Here is a 15,606-nt window from a genome sequence, read left to right on the forward strand (position 1 = left end):
CCATGCCGCTTACCGCCGCACTCAGCGGGTTCGCCACGCTCGATTTTATCGCCACGGCTCCGCATCCCCTTCCCGTCACGGGCACGGTTATGGGGCAGTGCTTGACCGATACGGCCTGGCCCCGGCCCGGCGGAGCCAGTCTCTATGCCGGGCGGCGCATCGCGCGGTCGGGCCTGTGCGCCGCAGCCGTAACGGTGCTGGGCGACGACGCCACAGGCGACGCCTATATGCGGGCCTGCGCGGACGCCGGAATGAACACGGATGGGGTTCATCGCCTGGCGGGCGGTAAAAGTCCGTGCTGCCTGCTCATCTATCGCGACACAGGCGACTATAGCTGCCTGCTCGATCCCGGCCGCACAGCGAACCGACCCGATAGCGCACAACTGGCCGTGTGCCGGGACGCGGACTGGGTGGTGATTTCCGCCGCCCCCGCCCAGTGGACGCGGGCCGTGCTCGATAGCCTGCGGCCGGAACAAGTCGTCGTGTGGATCGTCAAGAATGACCCCGCCTGCTTTCCGCCACCGCTGGCGCAGCGACTATGTGCACGAGCCGATCTCATCTTCTGCAATAGTGGCGAGCGCCGTCTCACCGACAGCGCGCGCCCGCGAATCGGCCTGATTGAAACGCTCGGCGCGGCGGGGGTGAGAATCGTTGGCCCACACGGCGAAACCGCGCTCCCCGTTACGCCGATATCAGTGCGTGACACGACCGGCGCCGGCGATACTCTGGCCGGAGAGACCATCGCGCAACTGATGGCGGAGATGGACCTATGCTCTGCGGCCACGGCAGGTATCGCCGCCGCAGCGGAGCTACTTCAGGGTCGTCGATGAGGCGCGGGCGATAAGGTTGGTATCGAACACCACGCGCCGGCGTGGCATGGCCTTGGACTCGATACGGCGCAGCAGGGATTCTACGGCTTCCTGAGCGATTTCCTCGACCGGCATTTCCACCGAGGTCAGGGCCGGGACACTCATCCGCGACCACGGAATATCGTCGAAGCCTACGACCGAGAGATCTCCGGGCACCGACAGGCCCGCCGCCTGAGCCTTATGGATGACGCCCAAGGCGATCAGGTCCGCCCCGGCGAAGATGGCTGTCGCCTTGCGCGAACGGATGGCCGCAATGGCCGCCTCATCGAGATCGGGCGAAAAGGCTGCCGGAATATCGAAGACCAGTTCGCCCTCGGCCCGGATCAGATCGATCGCCCCGGCGCAACGCTCTCTCATGCTGCGCAGGCTCATCGGGCCGGAAATGACGCCGATGCGCCGATGGCCCAGCGACAACAGGTGCTCCGCCGCCTGACGCCCGCCGTCATAATAATCGGCCTGCACCGTTTCCAGTCCGCTGACGCTGCGGTCGATAACGATGGTGGGCAAGTCGCCGGTCATGGGCGCGCCGCTGCCGATATCGCGGATGGGAAACCACACCAGACCGTCCACGCCGCGCTCGGTAAGCAGTTCGATGATCTGCTTTTCCTGCGCCGCCGCGCCTTCGGTGTCGGTGACGAAAACGAAATAGCCATTGGCCCGCGCCGCCCGTGTCACCGACTGGGCCAGGCTGGTGAAAAAGGGGTTGGACAGATCCGGCAGGATCAGCCCCAGAGTCCCGCTGCGGCCGGTGCGCATGGCCTTGGCGGTAAGGTTTTGCCGATAGCCCAGTTCGGCGGCGATTTTCAGCACATGGGCGCGGACCTGTTCGCTGACCGAGCCTGTGCCGTTCACCGCATAGGAGGCGCTGGCCAGTGATACATCGGCCACCCGCGCCACGTCCTTCAGCGTCACCCGGCGGTCGGGACGCGGCTCGGGGGCGTCCTGCACAGGGTCCTCTTTGGGGCGTTTCGGCATGAAATTTCACCTCTCACGGGTCGAACGGAGAGCACGCAGCCCAAGCATCCATCACAGTTTATAAGGCAAGAGCTTAAATTGATTGTGCTTATCGCACAAGTCGCGCGGTGAAATTATCGCCATTGACATATGAAACGTTTCACATATCGTTCACTAAAATTCACCCGCTGGCCCACCATGCCCATCCTGACCCCGGAACTTTCGCAGATCCTGCGCGCCTTGTGCGGCCTCGTTGTCTTTATCGGCATGGTGTGGCTGCTGTCTGAAAACCGCCGCGCCTTTCCGATGCGCGCCGTGTTGACCGGCCTGATCGCTCAGATCGGGCTGGCCGTACTGCTGACCCGCCTGCCACCCCTGACCGCAGCGCTGGGCGCGGTCGCCCACGCCGTCGATGCCGTGCAGTCGGCGGCCGTGCAGGGTGCGATCTTCGTCTTCGGCTATCTGGGCGGCGGGGCGCAGCCCTTCGTCCGCGCCGAAGGAGGGGCCTCGACCTTCATCTTCGCGCTTCAGGCCCTGCCCGCCCTGCTGCTGGTCAGCGCGTTGGCGGCGCTTCTGTGGCATGTGGGCGTGCTGAGGTGGATCGTGCGCGGCGCAGCGTGGGGCTTCGGGCGCGTCTTCGGCGTCAGCGGTCCGGTCGGCGTGTCGGTGTCGGCGTGCATCTTCCTCGGCATGATCGAATCGCCCTTGCTGGTGCGGCCTCTGTTGCCGAAATTGACGCGCGGCGAGTTGTTTATCCTTATGGTCGACGGCATGTCGGTCGTCGCCGGGTCCATGATGATCCTGCTGGGGGCGATGATGAGCCGCCACATGCCGGACGCCTTCACCCACCTGCTGATCGCCTCGCTGATTTCGACCCCCATGGCCATCGGACTGGCGCGCATTCTCGTACCTGATGCCGGGTCGGGTCAGTTGCTGGCGCTCGACCTGCGCTCGCCCTATCGTTCCGGCATGGACGCCCTGACGCAGGGCACGCTGTCCGCCGTGCACATGGCGGTCAATATTGCCGCCCTGCTGATCGTCTTCATCGGACTGATCGCCTTGGTGAATATGGGGCTTAAGGCTGCACCGATCGGACCGGAGCCCCTCACCCTTGGCCGCATTCTCGGCTGGCTGTTCACGCCGGTCGCATGGCTGATGGGTGCGCCCGCGACGGACCTGCAAACTGTCGGCAGTCTTCTGGGCGCCAAGGTCTCGATGAACGAGGTCGTCGCTTACGGTCAACTAAGCGCCCTGCCCACCGAAGCCCTGACGCCCAAGGGCCTTCTAATCGCCACCTACGCCCTGTGCAGCTTCGGCAATATCGGCAGCGTCGCCATCCTCATTGGCACCCTGTCGGCGCTTGTGCCCGAACGGGCCGATGAATTCGTCGAACTGGGGTTCAAGGCGCTGTTCTGCGCCTTTCTCACCTCCTGCATGACCGGCTCCGTGATCGGTCTGGTCAGCACCCTCCCTTAAGGACCGTCATGCCTGCCCTGCCCGCCTTTATCGCTTTCACCGGCCTCGATACGCCGGACCTGATCCCCGGTCTGATCCGCCTGTCGCAACGCTACCCTATCGAATGGGGCATACTGATCGACGATACACGCAAGGACGATCCGTTGTTTCCGGACGCCGCCGCCCGCCAGCGCTTTCTGGAAACGCCCGGTCTGCGTTTCGCCGCCCACGTCTGCGGTCAGGCGGCGCATGAGATCGCCAACGCCCCGGATGCCGCGTGCATCGATCTCAGCGGGTTTCAGCGCGTGCAGGTCAATCACAGCTTTGCCGGCAGCACGGCGGCGCAGATCGAGCACACAGTGCGCTTCGGTCGCCGCAACGGCATCCGCATGTTGCTGCAATGTAGCGAGACCTTTCCAGAAGACAGCCGTCTCGACTGGCTGTTCGATACCTCGTTCGGCACCGGTCAGGCCCCGGCCCGGTGGCCCGCCCTGCCCAACGGTCCCTTCTGTGGCTTTTCCGGTGGCATAGGCCCGCATAACGCCGCCGAAGTGGTGCGGGCCATCAATGCTCCTAAGGGTCGTCTTTACTGGATCGATATGGAATCACGCATTCGCACCGACGGTTGGCTCGATCTCATAAAGTGTGAAAGGGTTTGTCGCGAAGTTTACGGTTAGGGCGGCGACCCACGGCTCCGCCCTATTGCGGATATTCTCATTACTTCGCCTTGTGTGGGCCTCTAGCGACCCTGCTTCCACGTCATGCGGCGTCGCAAATTATGCGCCTTGACTCTTACCCATAATGAGAACAAAAAAGGAACATAACTCCGAAGAAATTGGATGCGGTTCCATATGTCGAAGTCAAAACCGTCCCATGAAACCTTTTTGCCGGCGTTGATGACTCTGCGGCAGCGGATTCAAGCGCTGGACGGCAGCCAGAGCCCTGTGGGGGCTCTGCCGTTTAGTGTGTCTGAGATCGACAGGCGCTTGCCGGGCGGCGGGTTGGCGATGGGGGCTTTGCATGAGGTCACCGGAGATGCGCGAGGGGCCGTGGATGGCGCTGCGGCGGCGCTGTTTGCCGCTGGGGTCGCTGCGCGGACGACCGGTCAGGTGTTGTGGTGCATAACGAGGAACGATCTGTTCGCGCCGGGTCTGGCGCAGGCGGGGTTGACGCCGGATCGGTTGATCTATGTCGAGGCGGGTGACGAGAAGAGCGTGTTGGCCTGCTGTGAGGAAGCCTTGCGGCATCGCGGTCTGGGGGCCGTGGTGGGCGAAGTGTCGCGTCTGTCGCTTACCGCCTCGCGGCGGCTGCAACTGGCAGCGGAAGGCCGTCCGGTATTGTCGCTGATCGTGCGGCGGTGGGGGCGCGAGCAGGATGCGGTCGCCTTCGGTCAGCCGACGGCGGCGGTGACGCGCTGGCGGGTCGGTCCCCTACCCTCCGTGCCCTTGCCGGTGCCCGGATTAGGGCGGGCGCGCTGGCGGTTGGAACTGCTGCGCTGCAAAGGTGGCGACCCCGCTGTTTTCGATGTGGAGGCTTGCGATGCCGAGGGTCGTCTCGCTCTGGCTGCCCCAGTGGTCCATCGACCGCTGGAGGCGGCGGACCGTGCGGATCACGGGCACGTCCGGATCGCCTCCTGACGCACCTTTGGTTCTTAAAGGCACGGATGGCCGCCGCCGTGTAGTGACCGCCGCCAATCGCGCGGCCTTGCGCGGCGGCGTGCGGATCGGCATGCCGCTGACCCAGGCTCAGGTCCTGATCGAAGGGCTCATCGCACACGATGCCGAACCGGAGCGTGACGCCGAAGCACTGGATGTACTGGCACAATGGGGCCTGCGCACCTTCTCACCGCTGGTCGCGCCGGATGCGCCCGATGGCCTGATCATCGATGTGACCGGGGCCGATCACTTGCACGGCGGGGAAGCCGAACTGCTGCGTCATATGGTGCAGAAACTGGCTGAGAAGCAAATCACGGCCCGCGCCGCCATCGCCGATACCCGTGGAGCCGCCCATGCTTTGGCGCGGTTCGTGGCGCGACCGATCCATCTGTGCCCGTGCGGACAGACGACGGCAGCGTTATCGCCCTTGCCGGTCGCCGCGCTGCGCGTGACACCGTCTCACTTACAGGACCTGAACCAGCTTGGCTTTGAGACCATTGGCGATTTGCTGCATCAGCCGCGTGCCCCTCTGGCCCAGCGTTTCGGTCCCGATCTGGTGCGCCGTCTCGATCAGGCGCTGGGGCATACCGCCGAGCCTATAGAGCCCGTGCATCTGTCGGACGTAATCGCGGTCGAGCGCGGCTTCTTCGAGCCCATCGGCGCCCCCGAGACCCTGTCGCGCTATACTGCTAAGCTGACCGCCGATCTGTGCGAACGGCTGGAGACCAAGGGCCTGGGCGCGCGACAGGTCGATCTCTATTTCACCCGCGTCGACAATCGCATCGAGGCCATCCGGGTCGGCATGGCGAGGCCGGTGCGCGATCCGACCCGCCTCACGCGACTACTGTGCGACAAGCTGGAGACGGTCGAACCGGGTTTCGGCATCGAACGCATGCGGTTGGTTGCTACCGAGGCCGAGCCACTGGCCCCGGTTCAGGTCTCCCATACCGAAGAGAACACGATCGATCTGGCGGCACTGATCGACGTGCTGTCGAACCGGATCGGCGATGGGCAGCTCTACCGCGTGATGCCCGTGCATAGCGACGTCCCCGAACGCGCGACTCGCCGCTGCGATCCACTGGATGCGGTGACGTCGAACGGGGCAGGCCATTGGCCTCAACACTGGCCGCGCCCCATGCGGCTGTTCCCCAAGCCGGAAGCCATCCGCACGCTGGCGCAGCTTCCCGATCATCCGCCGACGCATATTATCTGGAGGGGCACACGTTACCACGTCATCGCTGCCGACGGGCCTGAGCGTATCTTCGGCGAATGGTGGCTACGCGATGGCGAGATCGCCGCCGTGCGCGACTATTTCCGGGTCGAGATCGAAACGGGCGAGCGGCTGTGGATTTACCGCTCCGGCGATGGCGAAGACGCTGAGACCGGCGATCAGAACTGGCATCTGCACGGGATGTTCGCATGAGGTATGCCGAACTTCAGGTGACGACGCATTTCTCGTTCCTGCGCGGGGCCAGCGCACCGGACGAACTGTTCGCGCGCGCCGCCGAACTGGGCATATCGACGCTGGGCGTCGTCGATCGCAACAGCCTCGCCGGAATGGTGCGGGCTTGGGTCGCGGCGAAGGACAGCGGTGTGCGGCTCCTCCCCGGCTGTCGGCTCGACCTGCGCGACGGCATGTCGATCCTCGTCTATCCCACTAACAAGACGGCGTGGACCCATCTGTGCCGCCTGCTGTCGCTGGGCAAGGGCCGCGCGGGCAAAGGCAAGTGCGACCTCGGGTGGGACGATGTCGAGGCGTGGCACGAAGGCTTGCTGGCCATTCTGATCCCCGATGCGCCTGACGAGACCTGTGCGGGGCAATTGCACCGCTTGAAGGCGCTGTTCGGCGACCGCGCCTATATGGTCCTGACCCTGCGACGAAGGCCGAACGATCAGATACGCCTGCACGGCCTGTCGGAACTGGCCGCCCGCGCCGGAGTGCCCACCGTCGTCACCAATGATGTGCTGTTCCATGCACCTGAGCGACGGCTATTGCAGGACGTGGTGACCTGCATCCGGCATAACTGCACCATCGACGAACTGGGCTTTCGCCGTGAGCGCCACGCCGACCGTTATCTAAAATCACCGGAAGAGATGGCCCGCCTCTTCCCGCGTTACGTGGAAGCACTATCCCGCACGCAGGAGATTGTCGCGCGCTGCGCATTCGACCTCAGCCACCTTGAATACCAGTATCCGGATGAAACTACCCATCCGGAGCTGACGCCGCAGGAGACGCTGGAGAAGTTCACGTGGGAGGGCGCGGCGGCCCGATATCCCAAGGGCCTTTCCGACAAGGTGCGGGCGCAACTCGACAAGGAACTGAAGCTCATCGGCAAGCTGGGCTATGCGGCCTACTTCCTGACCGTCCATGCCATCGTCAAGTTCGCCCGCTCGCAGGACATTCTTTGTCAGGGGCGCGGCTCGGCGGCCAACAGTGCGGTGTGCTTCGTGCTGGGCATCACCGAGGTCAATCCGATGGAGCACGACCTCCTATTCGAGCGCTTCATCTCGGAGAACCGCAATGAACCGCCCGACATCGATGTCGATTTCGAGCACGCACGGCGCGAGACCGTCATTCAATGGGTCTTCGACACCTATGGCCGCAACCACGCCGCATTGGTTGCCGTCGTCAGTCGTTACCGCACGCGCGGCGCTCTGCGCGATGTCGGCAAGGCGCTGGGCCTGACCGAAGATGTGCTGAAGACCCTATCGTCACAGTACCGGCACTGGGCCAGCAGCGTCGATCGCCAGCATCTGGCTGGGCTGGGGCTAAACCTCGCCGACCGGCGCATCCGCCTGACGCTCGAACTGACCGAGCAGTTGATCGGCTTTCCGCGCCATCTGTCGCAGCATCCCGGCGGCTTTGTCCTGACGCGGGACCGGCTGGACGATCTGTGCGTCATCGAGCCGGCGGCGATGGCAAACCGCCAGGTCGTCGAATGGGACAAGGACGATATCGACGCACTGAAGTTCATGAAGGTCGATTGTCTGGCGCTCGGCATGCTGACCGCCATGAAAAAGAGTTTCGAGCTTTTGAAGGCGCACAAGGGCGTCGCCATCAGCGGGCGGACGTGGAACATGGCGGACATCCCCGCCGAGGACACGCCGACCTACGACATGATCTGCAAGGCCGACACGATCGGCGTGTTCCAGATCGAAAGCCGCGCCCAGATGTCGATGTTGCCGCGCCTGCGGCCGCGCACCTTCTACGATCTGGCTATCGAGGTCGCCATTGTCCGTCCCGGCCCGATCCAGGGCGACATGGTGCACCCTTATCTGCGCCGCAAGCACGGGCTCGAAGTCCCGGATTACCCACACCCGGATGTCGAAGAGATTCTGGGCCGGACCTTCGGCGTACCTCTGTTTCAGGAACACGCCATGAAGGTCGCCGTGGTCTGCGCCGGGTTCACCGCCGACGAGGCCGACCATGTGCGCCGCAGCCTCGCCACCTTCAAACACACGGGCGGCGTGAAGAATTTCCGCGACAAGATGACCAGAGGGATGCTGGAGCGCGGCTACGAGCCGGCCTATGCCGAGCGCCTGATCAAACAACTCGAAGGCTTCGGTTCCTACGGCTTCCCGGAAAGTCACGCCATCTCCTTCGCCATGATCGCCTATGCCTCGTCGTGGATGAAGTGCCACCATCCGGATGTGTTCCTTTGCGCTTTGCTCAATTCCCAACCGATGGGCTTCTACGCCCCGGCTCAACTGGTGCGCGATGCCCGCGACCATGGCGTCGAGGTGCGCCCGGCCTGTGTCAACGCCTCGCGCTGGGACTGTACGCTAGAGCCTAACGGCAAATATTTTGCCGTTAGGCTCGGCCTGCGCATGGTCAAGGGCCTGTCGGAATCCGACGCTGTTCAGCTTGTTCTGACCCGCGAAGACACGCCCTTTACCTCCATAGACGACACATGGCGGCGCAGCGGCTTACCCGCCTCGACCCTCGCCAAACTGGCCGAAGCTGACGCCTTCCTGCCGTCCTTGGGTCAGTCCCGACGTGAGGCTCTGTGGACATTGAAAGGCCTCAACGACCGCCCTCTCCCTTTGTTCGCCGCTGCTGAGGCAGAGGAGGCTGTCGAACCCGATGTCGCGCTGAGGCCTATGACTGCGGGACACGAGGTGGTAGCCGATTATGGGCATGTCGGCCTGTCGCTCAAGGACCACCCGGTCAAGTTCCTGCGTGGCGAACTGACGGCGCGCGGCGTGGAGACCTGCCAGGACGCCACGTCCAAGCCCGACAAGAGCCGAGCGGTGGTTTCAGGCCTCGTCTTGGTGCGCCAGCGCCCCGGCACGGCCAAGAGCGTGACCTTTATGACCATCGAGGACGAAACGGGCAGCGCCAATATTGTCATCTGGTCAAGAATTTACGAAGCGCAACGCCGTACCATTGTCACCGCGCGCATGGTCGCCATCGCCGGACAAATCCAGAAGGAAGGCGAGGTCGTGCATCTCGTCGCCGACCACGTCAGCGACCTGTCCGACCTGCTCGATAGCGTTAGCGACCGTAATGACGCCTTCCGCCTGCCGCACGGACGCGGTGACGAATTCCGCACCGGCGAACCCGGCCCCGATCCGCGCACGCTGAGACGCACAGGTTCACGCGCCGCTCAATCTCCAGCCATCCTTGTAAAGTCGCGGGATTTTCATTGATTTTTTGATGTACCTGCCTTTATGCAACCTACTAAAGCGCAGAACACTTCCTGCTTGTGATTCCAGTTTCCCTGCTTTTTCGTCAGGGAATTTTCACACAAGCAGCAAACCTTTCGCCAGCCCTTAAAGATACTATTTCCCTGATTTACACCAACTATAGGGAAGCCAGACTAAGTGACTGACAAAAGTGTCCGCCACCATTCCTTTTTCTTTTATTATAAGGCTTTGTGGGGACCGGTTAATTTACGATCCGATGTAGTCCCACGCCCAACTCCTCGAAATACCGGTCCATAGCCTTACGGCCAGCGGCCAGGTAGTCCAGTACTCTTCGGTGACACCCGGCATTTTGTGTCCGAGCACAGGCTATACGGCGTCACATCGTCGGGGAGCCGCCGTCTGATCACCGCTTTCCATGTTCGCCCGGCTCAGCCGTGCCCCATACGCGCATTGCCGTTCTAACGACCGCCTCCAGATCCTGCGACCGCGCCCCATCTCGCGCCAGGATCGACATTCCGGCGACTATTGTCTGGACAAACCGCGCCAGCCCCTCAATATCCGTTGAGGGCGGGAACTCACCTTCTGAGACGGCCTGTTCCAGACGTTCTTTCAAGCGCTTGTAAGCGCTCATGCGCTCGTTGCGCACGATTTCGCCGAGCTCTGGATAGCCTTCATGGCCGACCGACGACAAGGTGACCATGCAGCCGCGCGGCATATCCGAGACCTCGCCGCTCAGCGCTTTGGACAGCCCCATAAGGTAAACCTCTATCGCTTCTCTCGCCGTAGGCGCCGCGCGAAACGCGCCCCAGGCATAGAAATCATAACTGTCCACATAGTGTCGCACCGCTTCGGCGTAAAGCGCCTCTTTAGACCCGAAGGCCGCATAGAGACTAGGCGAACCGATCCCCATGACTTCGGTCAGATCGGAAATAGAGGTGGCGGCAAATCCCTTGCACCAGAACAAGCGCATCGCCTTTGTAAGGGCTGCCTCACGATCGAACGCGCGAGGGCGTCCCCTCACTCGCGGAGACGCAGGCCCATCACCCGACATATGCGTTTCAGATTTTTGCATCGATCGATACATAACACCTGAACGGCCAGTTCTCAATGCGACCGCATTTTTGTATCGATCGGTATATAATTTCTTGACACTCCCCATCACTCACACCAATTAATTCTGTGTCGTTCGTTACAGAAAGGTATGACAATGAGTGAATTAATTGGAAAACGCGCACTCGTGACCGGTGGCTCAAGAGGTATCGGTGCCGCAATCGCCATTGCATTGGCCGATAAGGGGGCAGACGTCGCCCTCACCTATGCCGGCGCTGCGGATCGCGCCGCCGCTGTCGTCAAGGCTATAGAAGCCAAAGGCCGCAAGGGGCTGGCTATACAGGCCGATAGCCGTGATCCGGCGGCCGTGAAACGCTCCGTTGAGGCCACGGTTCAGGCGCTGGGCGGTCTCGATATTCTGGTCAATAATGCCGCTATTGTGCACTATAATCTGATCAGCGCCATCTCGGTCGAGGAAATCGATTCGATGTTCGAAACCAATGTTCGGGGCCCGATCCTGGCGGCCCAGGCGGCCATTCCTCACCTGCCGGCAGGCGGGCGCATCATTTCGATTGGGTCGGCCGGTGCCGATCGTATCGTCGGAGAGCCGGGCTCAGTTTACTATATGACCAAATCTGCGCTCCAATCCTTCAACCGCGGCCTTGCCCGCGAGCTTGGCCCCCGTGACATCACCGTGAACCTCGTCCAGCCCGGATCGACCGATACCGATATGAACCCGGCCAATGGCGAGTTCGCCGACTGGCAACGCTCGCTGATACCGCTCGGACGCTTCGGCGAACCGGCGGATGTCGCGGCGGCTGTGGTGTTTCTGGCCAGTCCAGCCGCCAGGCAAATTACCGGAACGATTCTAAACGTCGACGGCGGGGCGCTTACCTGATCGCATTGACAGCCGCAAGAAGCCGGGAGGCGACCGAGTGGCCTCCCGGCTTTTATGCTCGAAAGCGGTCCTTGCCCTTACCGGTTTACATTATTCTGCCGGAATCCGCGCGATGACCTTGATCTCGAAATCGAACCCAGCAAGCCAATTGACTCCGATGGCGGTCCAGTTGGGATAAGGCGCCTGCGGAAAGACTTCGGCTTTAACGGCCATAATCGTGGCGAACTGGTTTTCAGGGTCGGTATGAAAAGTCGTTACATCGACAATATCGTCGAGCCCGCATCCCCCGGCCTTGAGGGTCGCTTCGAGATTAGCGAACGCGCGTCGCACCTGGGCCTCAAAGTCCGGTTCGGGTGAACCGTCGTCACGGCTACCGACCTGGCCGGAAACAAACAGCAGGTCGCCCGATCGGATAGCCGCAGAATAGGTATGGTTCTTGTACAGGTCATGTCGACCGGCGGGAAAAACAGCGTCACGTTTGGACATAGGGTAGCCTCCTGAAGCAGATCACAAGATGCAATCTGACATATTGACATTCGGTCGCGCCCGTTCATATACGCGACGTATATGATGTAGTGCGCTGATTGCCCAAATCAAGCGGCATACGATGCGTATGTGAATAAGGACTGATTATGGCCAGATCCCGCTTGGAAACCATGGCAGAGAACCGCGCCAAACTGATCGCGGCTGGGCGACGCGCCTTTGCGTCTCAGGGGTTTGCAGCCGCGTCCATGGATGAACTTACCGCTTCGGTCGGGTTGACGCGCGGCGCGCTCTATCACAATTTTGGCGATAAGAAGGGCCTACTTGCCGCCGTGGTGGCGGAAGTGGACGGTGAAATGGCGTCGCGCGCCCGGGCCGCCAGCCTTACCGCGGGTGACGAATGGGAACAGCTTCTGGCGGAGGGGGCAGCCTACATCGCGATGGCGCTTGATCCGGAGGTAAAAAGGATCGTTCTGCTCGATGGTCCGGCCTTTCTCGGAGACCCCTCTCAATGGCCCAGCCAGAACGCCTGTTTGCAGACGACAACCGAAGCTGTTGAAAAATTGATCGCTGGCGGCATTATGAAGCCCATAGATGTTGAGGCCGCGGCGCGCCTTCTGTGCGGAGCCGCCCTGAACGCCGCATTGTGGGTAGCCGCCAGCGATACGCCGCAAGACGCCTTGCCCAAGGCTACCGAAGCTTTCCGTCTGATGGCGGGAGGCTTTTTGCCCGAGAGACGCTAGAGCGAGATGATTTAAAGTGGAAACATCATCTCGCTCTCAGTTTTTGAGCGGTCGGGCAATTTTTCCGAAAAGCGGTGCCTACTTTATCGGATTGTGCTCTAGGCTGAGGTGACGAATTAATCATTTGAGCCAAAGCATGATGCCGGCGATTTTGATGAAGCCGAGGAAATTGGCGGTAAGTTTGTCGTATCTGGTAGCAAGCCCCGCCGCATTTCATTAAAGGCTTCATCCCATAGAAAGCCGCTACCTCGAAGGCGCAATAACCAGCTTTTGCAGGACGACATTGTCGTCGATACGCCATATCTTGAGAGTGTGCTTTCCCGAAGCCACCCCTTCAAACGTCGCGTCAAGCCATTCTGCATTACCGATCACAGCCTTATACCAAGCCTGCTCCTGAGGCGTATTGGCCCCCCCACCGGTCGGCTGCAAGATAGAGCTCAGGATTTGTGGCGCACCGTCGTCCAAAGAGACTCCTACACGCACTCCCCCTTTGGAAGACGTATCCAAGGTCGGTGAAAGGACGAGCCGGACCCGGATCGCTCCGCCTTGAGCGGTGTCTAAGTCATAGTCCAGCCGCACATTGTCCTCTGTCGTTGAACTTGCCACGCCTTGCGGATAGGAAATCATCGCGCCCTTGGCGTGGCCGAGGTCGTTGATGGCTCTCCATTCTACGCCGTTGCCTTTCATCGCGCGGGTATAATCAACCGCCTCGATGACACGTTCATCCGCCGCCCGGACAGTCCGGGCTGATTTGAACAGCGGTGCCACTGACAGCTTGTCGGAAGGGGTTTCACCGGCCACCCGCGTAATGCTTGGCATGGTTTGCTGGGTGGGGTCATTCCAGATGACATAGCTCATATGGACCTGATTGATCATTCCGTCCCATTTACCGCCATTAAGCGCGTGGTATTGATCGGTTAGGTCCCGATCGCGTTGGAAAGCCGTTTCGACCCAGTCCGCGAAGAAATTCGCCCTTGCATCGTTACGGGAAGCGAGCCGTTTGTTCCAGGCCGCCGCGTAATACATCCCGTAGAGATTTCCGATAGCTTCGGTCGGATATTCGACAATCTGGAAATAGGCACTCAGGGCTTCGACGGGCAACTTCGCCTTGACGGTGCGGATGTGTGCAATGAGGGTCTGCCATTCGTCAACAATAGCGCCGAACTCTCCGCCCTCCAGTTCCGGGCCCGTGTCTTCCCCAATGGCATAGGTATTCTGATCGAGAAGTTCGGGTTTGCGGCGCGATGCGAGGCGGCTGTATTCGGAAAGGATCGCACCAATCTCCGTGGCGTGTTCGGAGCCGAATATTTCTGTCGCCCATTCGCGCGGGTAGCCGGCCATGGCTTCAGGCGTCATCTGTTCGGGGTTCCAAGCCATTTTCATGAAAAAGCTCAGTGGATACTCCATCGGCTTGATGTCGCCGACATTCACGATCCACAGATTGCGGGCCCCGCGGTTGTAGGCGAGGTCCATCTGCTGCCAGACCTTCCCGATCTGGTTCGTGTTGAGCCACTTATAATTGCGCGGTGCGCCCACATAGTCGAAGTGGTAATAAACACCGTATCCGCCCTTTCGATCCAGCCTATCCTGACCGGCAACCGGCAGACGACGGATCTGCCCCCAGTTGTCGTCCGCGAACAACAGCGTCACGTCGTCCGGCACCTTCATACCGTGATCGTAATATTGCTGCACCTCCTTATAGAGCGCCCAGACTTGAGGCGTTTTCTCCGCAGGCTTCTTCGTGACATCGGCGATTATCTGCCGTTGATCATGAACGATCTTTTCCAGCAGTTCAGTCGCCGTACCTTCGGACATGGGTTCGTCGCCATCGCCGCGCATGCCGACCGTCACGAGGCTTTCATAACCGCCCTTACCGGGCTTGGACATCATCCGCTCAATGCCTCCGCGCCAAAACGCCCTTAAATTAGAGGCATTGGTCGCGTAATCCCATTTTCCTCCGGTGACGCCGCCTTCCTTATTCAGATGCCACTCTTTGTGTGCCCGCATCATGGGCTCATGATGCGATGTCCCCATCACCACACCCCTCTCGTCAGCGATCTTCGGGCTCTGCGGGTCGTCGACGGCGAACGCTTTACCCCACATGGCGGGCCAGATATAGTTCCCTTTCAGTCTCAGGGTTAGCTCAAAGACGTTTTCGTACATTCTGGCGTTAACCCCGCCAAATGTTTTCGTCGCCCATCCCTTAAGTGCCGGGTCTTCGTCATTGATGAAAATGCCGCGATAGCGAACCTTCGGGCGATCCGATTGCGCGCCTGACGTTACAAACAGATTAGCCTTCGGCGTGACCGGCGCGTCCGCCCACCAGTGCCAAGGCGATACCCCCATCTTCTCGGATATGTCGTACATACCGTAAACCGCCCCGCGCCTGTCGGCACCAATTATGACCAAGGCGCGTTTGATGCCAGGCAGCGGATTGTCGATGACAGTCTGAGTGAAGGCCTCCCAGTTTCCCTTGACGGCACCGACATCGATCTTGTGCGCCTTGACGAGGCGATCGATCACTGGACTTTGACCGAGGACGCCCACAATGACGACCTCGCCTTCTATACTTTTTAGATCGTTCCTCGGCTTAGACGAAGCCCCGGAGACACGGCGCAGATCGTCCGCAAAGTCCGCAGCCACATGACGCACGGCGCTGTCGGCGGCAGCATCCACATAAACGGAAACAGGCTTTCCGTCGCGGATCAGAGCCAGGCTTCGCGGCCTCTCATTCTCGCAAACACTGACGGGCCTTTCACAAGCGCTGCCCGCTACTGCACATATTGTGCTGAGGGCTATCGAAAGGGCAAAAATCGCCGGCTTCATGTTTGCTCCCAAGGCTAGCGCCCGTT

At 61.3% G+C, this 15,606-nt stretch carries 12 protein-coding genes and 1 pseudogene; 8 read left to right on the forward strand and 5 right to left on the reverse strand.

Annotated elements, in window-relative coordinates; translation table 11 throughout:
- Positions 1 to 2: 2 nt before the first annotated feature.
- On the forward strand, positions 3 to 830 hold the full coding sequence (locus LH365_RS11375; RefSeq protein ID WP_226743748.1) for a carbohydrate kinase family protein: 828 nt from the start codon (positions 3 to 5) through the stop codon (positions 828 to 830).
- Here LH365_RS11375 and LH365_RS11380 read toward each other — a convergent pair.
- A complete protein-coding gene (locus LH365_RS11380) occupies positions 810 to 1,844 on the reverse strand; it encodes a LacI family DNA-binding transcriptional regulator (protein WP_226743749.1) in 1,035 nt (344 codons plus the stop codon). The genes LH365_RS11375 and LH365_RS11380 overlap by 21 nt on opposite strands.
- Positions 1,845 to 2,021: 177 nt before the next feature.
- Between LH365_RS11380 and LH365_RS11385 the strand changes: the two genes are divergently transcribed.
- The 5 genes from LH365_RS11385 (at position 2,022) to LH365_RS11405 (ending at position 9,583) form a co-directional block, all read left to right on the forward strand.
- Entirely contained in the window at positions 2,022 to 3,299 is a 1,278-nt protein-coding gene (locus LH365_RS11385; RefSeq protein WP_226743750.1) for a NupC/NupG family nucleoside CNT transporter, read from the forward strand.
- A gap of 8 nt (positions 3,300 to 3,307) precedes the next feature.
- Positions 3,308 to 3,955 (forward strand): phosphoribosylanthranilate isomerase, encoded by a 648-nt coding sequence (locus LH365_RS11390; protein WP_226743751.1) that lies wholly within the window; start codon positions 3,308 to 3,310, stop codon positions 3,953 to 3,955.
- A 219-nt stretch (positions 3,956 to 4,174) separates the two neighbouring features.
- Positions 4,175 to 4,915, forward strand: a complete 741-nt coding sequence (locus LH365_RS11395) for an ImuA family protein (protein WP_226743752.1) — start codon at positions 4,175 to 4,177, stop codon at positions 4,913 to 4,915.
- A gap of 7 nt (positions 4,916 to 4,922) precedes the next feature.
- Positions 4,923 to 6,356 carry a DNA polymerase Y family protein gene (locus LH365_RS11400; RefSeq protein WP_255606612.1) on the forward strand — a complete coding sequence of 478 codons (1,434 nt, stop codon included), beginning with the start codon at positions 4,923 to 4,925 and terminating at the stop codon, positions 6,354 to 6,356.
- Positions 6,353 to 9,583 (forward strand): error-prone DNA polymerase, encoded by a 3,231-nt coding sequence (locus tag LH365_RS11405; protein ID WP_226743754.1) that lies wholly within the window; start codon positions 6,353 to 6,355, stop codon positions 9,581 to 9,583. The genes LH365_RS11400 and LH365_RS11405 overlap by 4 nt, the downstream gene beginning before the upstream one ends.
- A gap of 400 nt (positions 9,584 to 9,983) precedes the next feature.
- Here LH365_RS11405 and LH365_RS11410 read toward each other — a convergent pair whose 3' ends face one another.
- Entirely contained in the window at positions 9,984 to 10,550 is a 567-nt protein-coding gene (locus LH365_RS11410; protein ID WP_255606613.1) for a TetR/AcrR family transcriptional regulator, read from the reverse strand.
- 237 nt (positions 10,551 to 10,787) lie between these two features.
- Between LH365_RS11410 and LH365_RS11415 the strand changes: the two genes are divergently transcribed.
- Complete coding sequence (locus tag LH365_RS11415; RefSeq protein WP_226743755.1) at positions 10,788 to 11,528, forward strand: SDR family NAD(P)-dependent oxidoreductase; 741 nt, start codon at positions 10,788 to 10,790, stop codon at positions 11,526 to 11,528.
- A gap of 90 nt (positions 11,529 to 11,618) precedes the next feature.
- On the opposite strand, the gene LH365_RS11420 is transcribed toward LH365_RS11415, so the two are convergent.
- Entirely contained in the window at positions 11,619 to 12,014 is a 396-nt protein-coding gene (locus LH365_RS11420; protein WP_226743756.1) for a RidA family protein, read from the reverse strand.
- A gap of 146 nt (positions 12,015 to 12,160) precedes the next feature.
- Between LH365_RS11420 and LH365_RS11425 the strand changes: the two genes are divergently transcribed.
- Entirely contained in the window at positions 12,161 to 12,754 is a 594-nt protein-coding gene (locus tag LH365_RS11425; RefSeq protein WP_226743757.1) for a TetR/AcrR family transcriptional regulator, read from the forward strand.
- Between the two features lie 120 nt (positions 12,755 to 12,874).
- Here the strand turns inward: LH365_RS11425 and LH365_RS11430 are convergent.
- Positions 12,875 to 12,955, reverse strand: a pseudogene (locus tag LH365_RS11430) (IS5/IS1182 family transposase); the annotation flags it as partial.
- 42 nt (positions 12,956 to 12,997) lie between these two features.
- Positions 12,998 to 15,580, reverse strand: a complete 2,583-nt coding sequence (locus tag LH365_RS11435; protein ID WP_226743758.1) for a glycosyl hydrolase 115 family protein — start codon at positions 15,578 to 15,580, stop codon at positions 12,998 to 13,000.
- Positions 15,581 to 15,606 lie beyond the last annotated feature (26 nt).

The organism is Asticcacaulis sp. AND118 (genome assembly GCF_020535245.1).
Classification (GTDB): domain Bacteria; phylum Pseudomonadota; class Alphaproteobacteria; order Caulobacterales; family Caulobacteraceae; genus Asticcacaulis.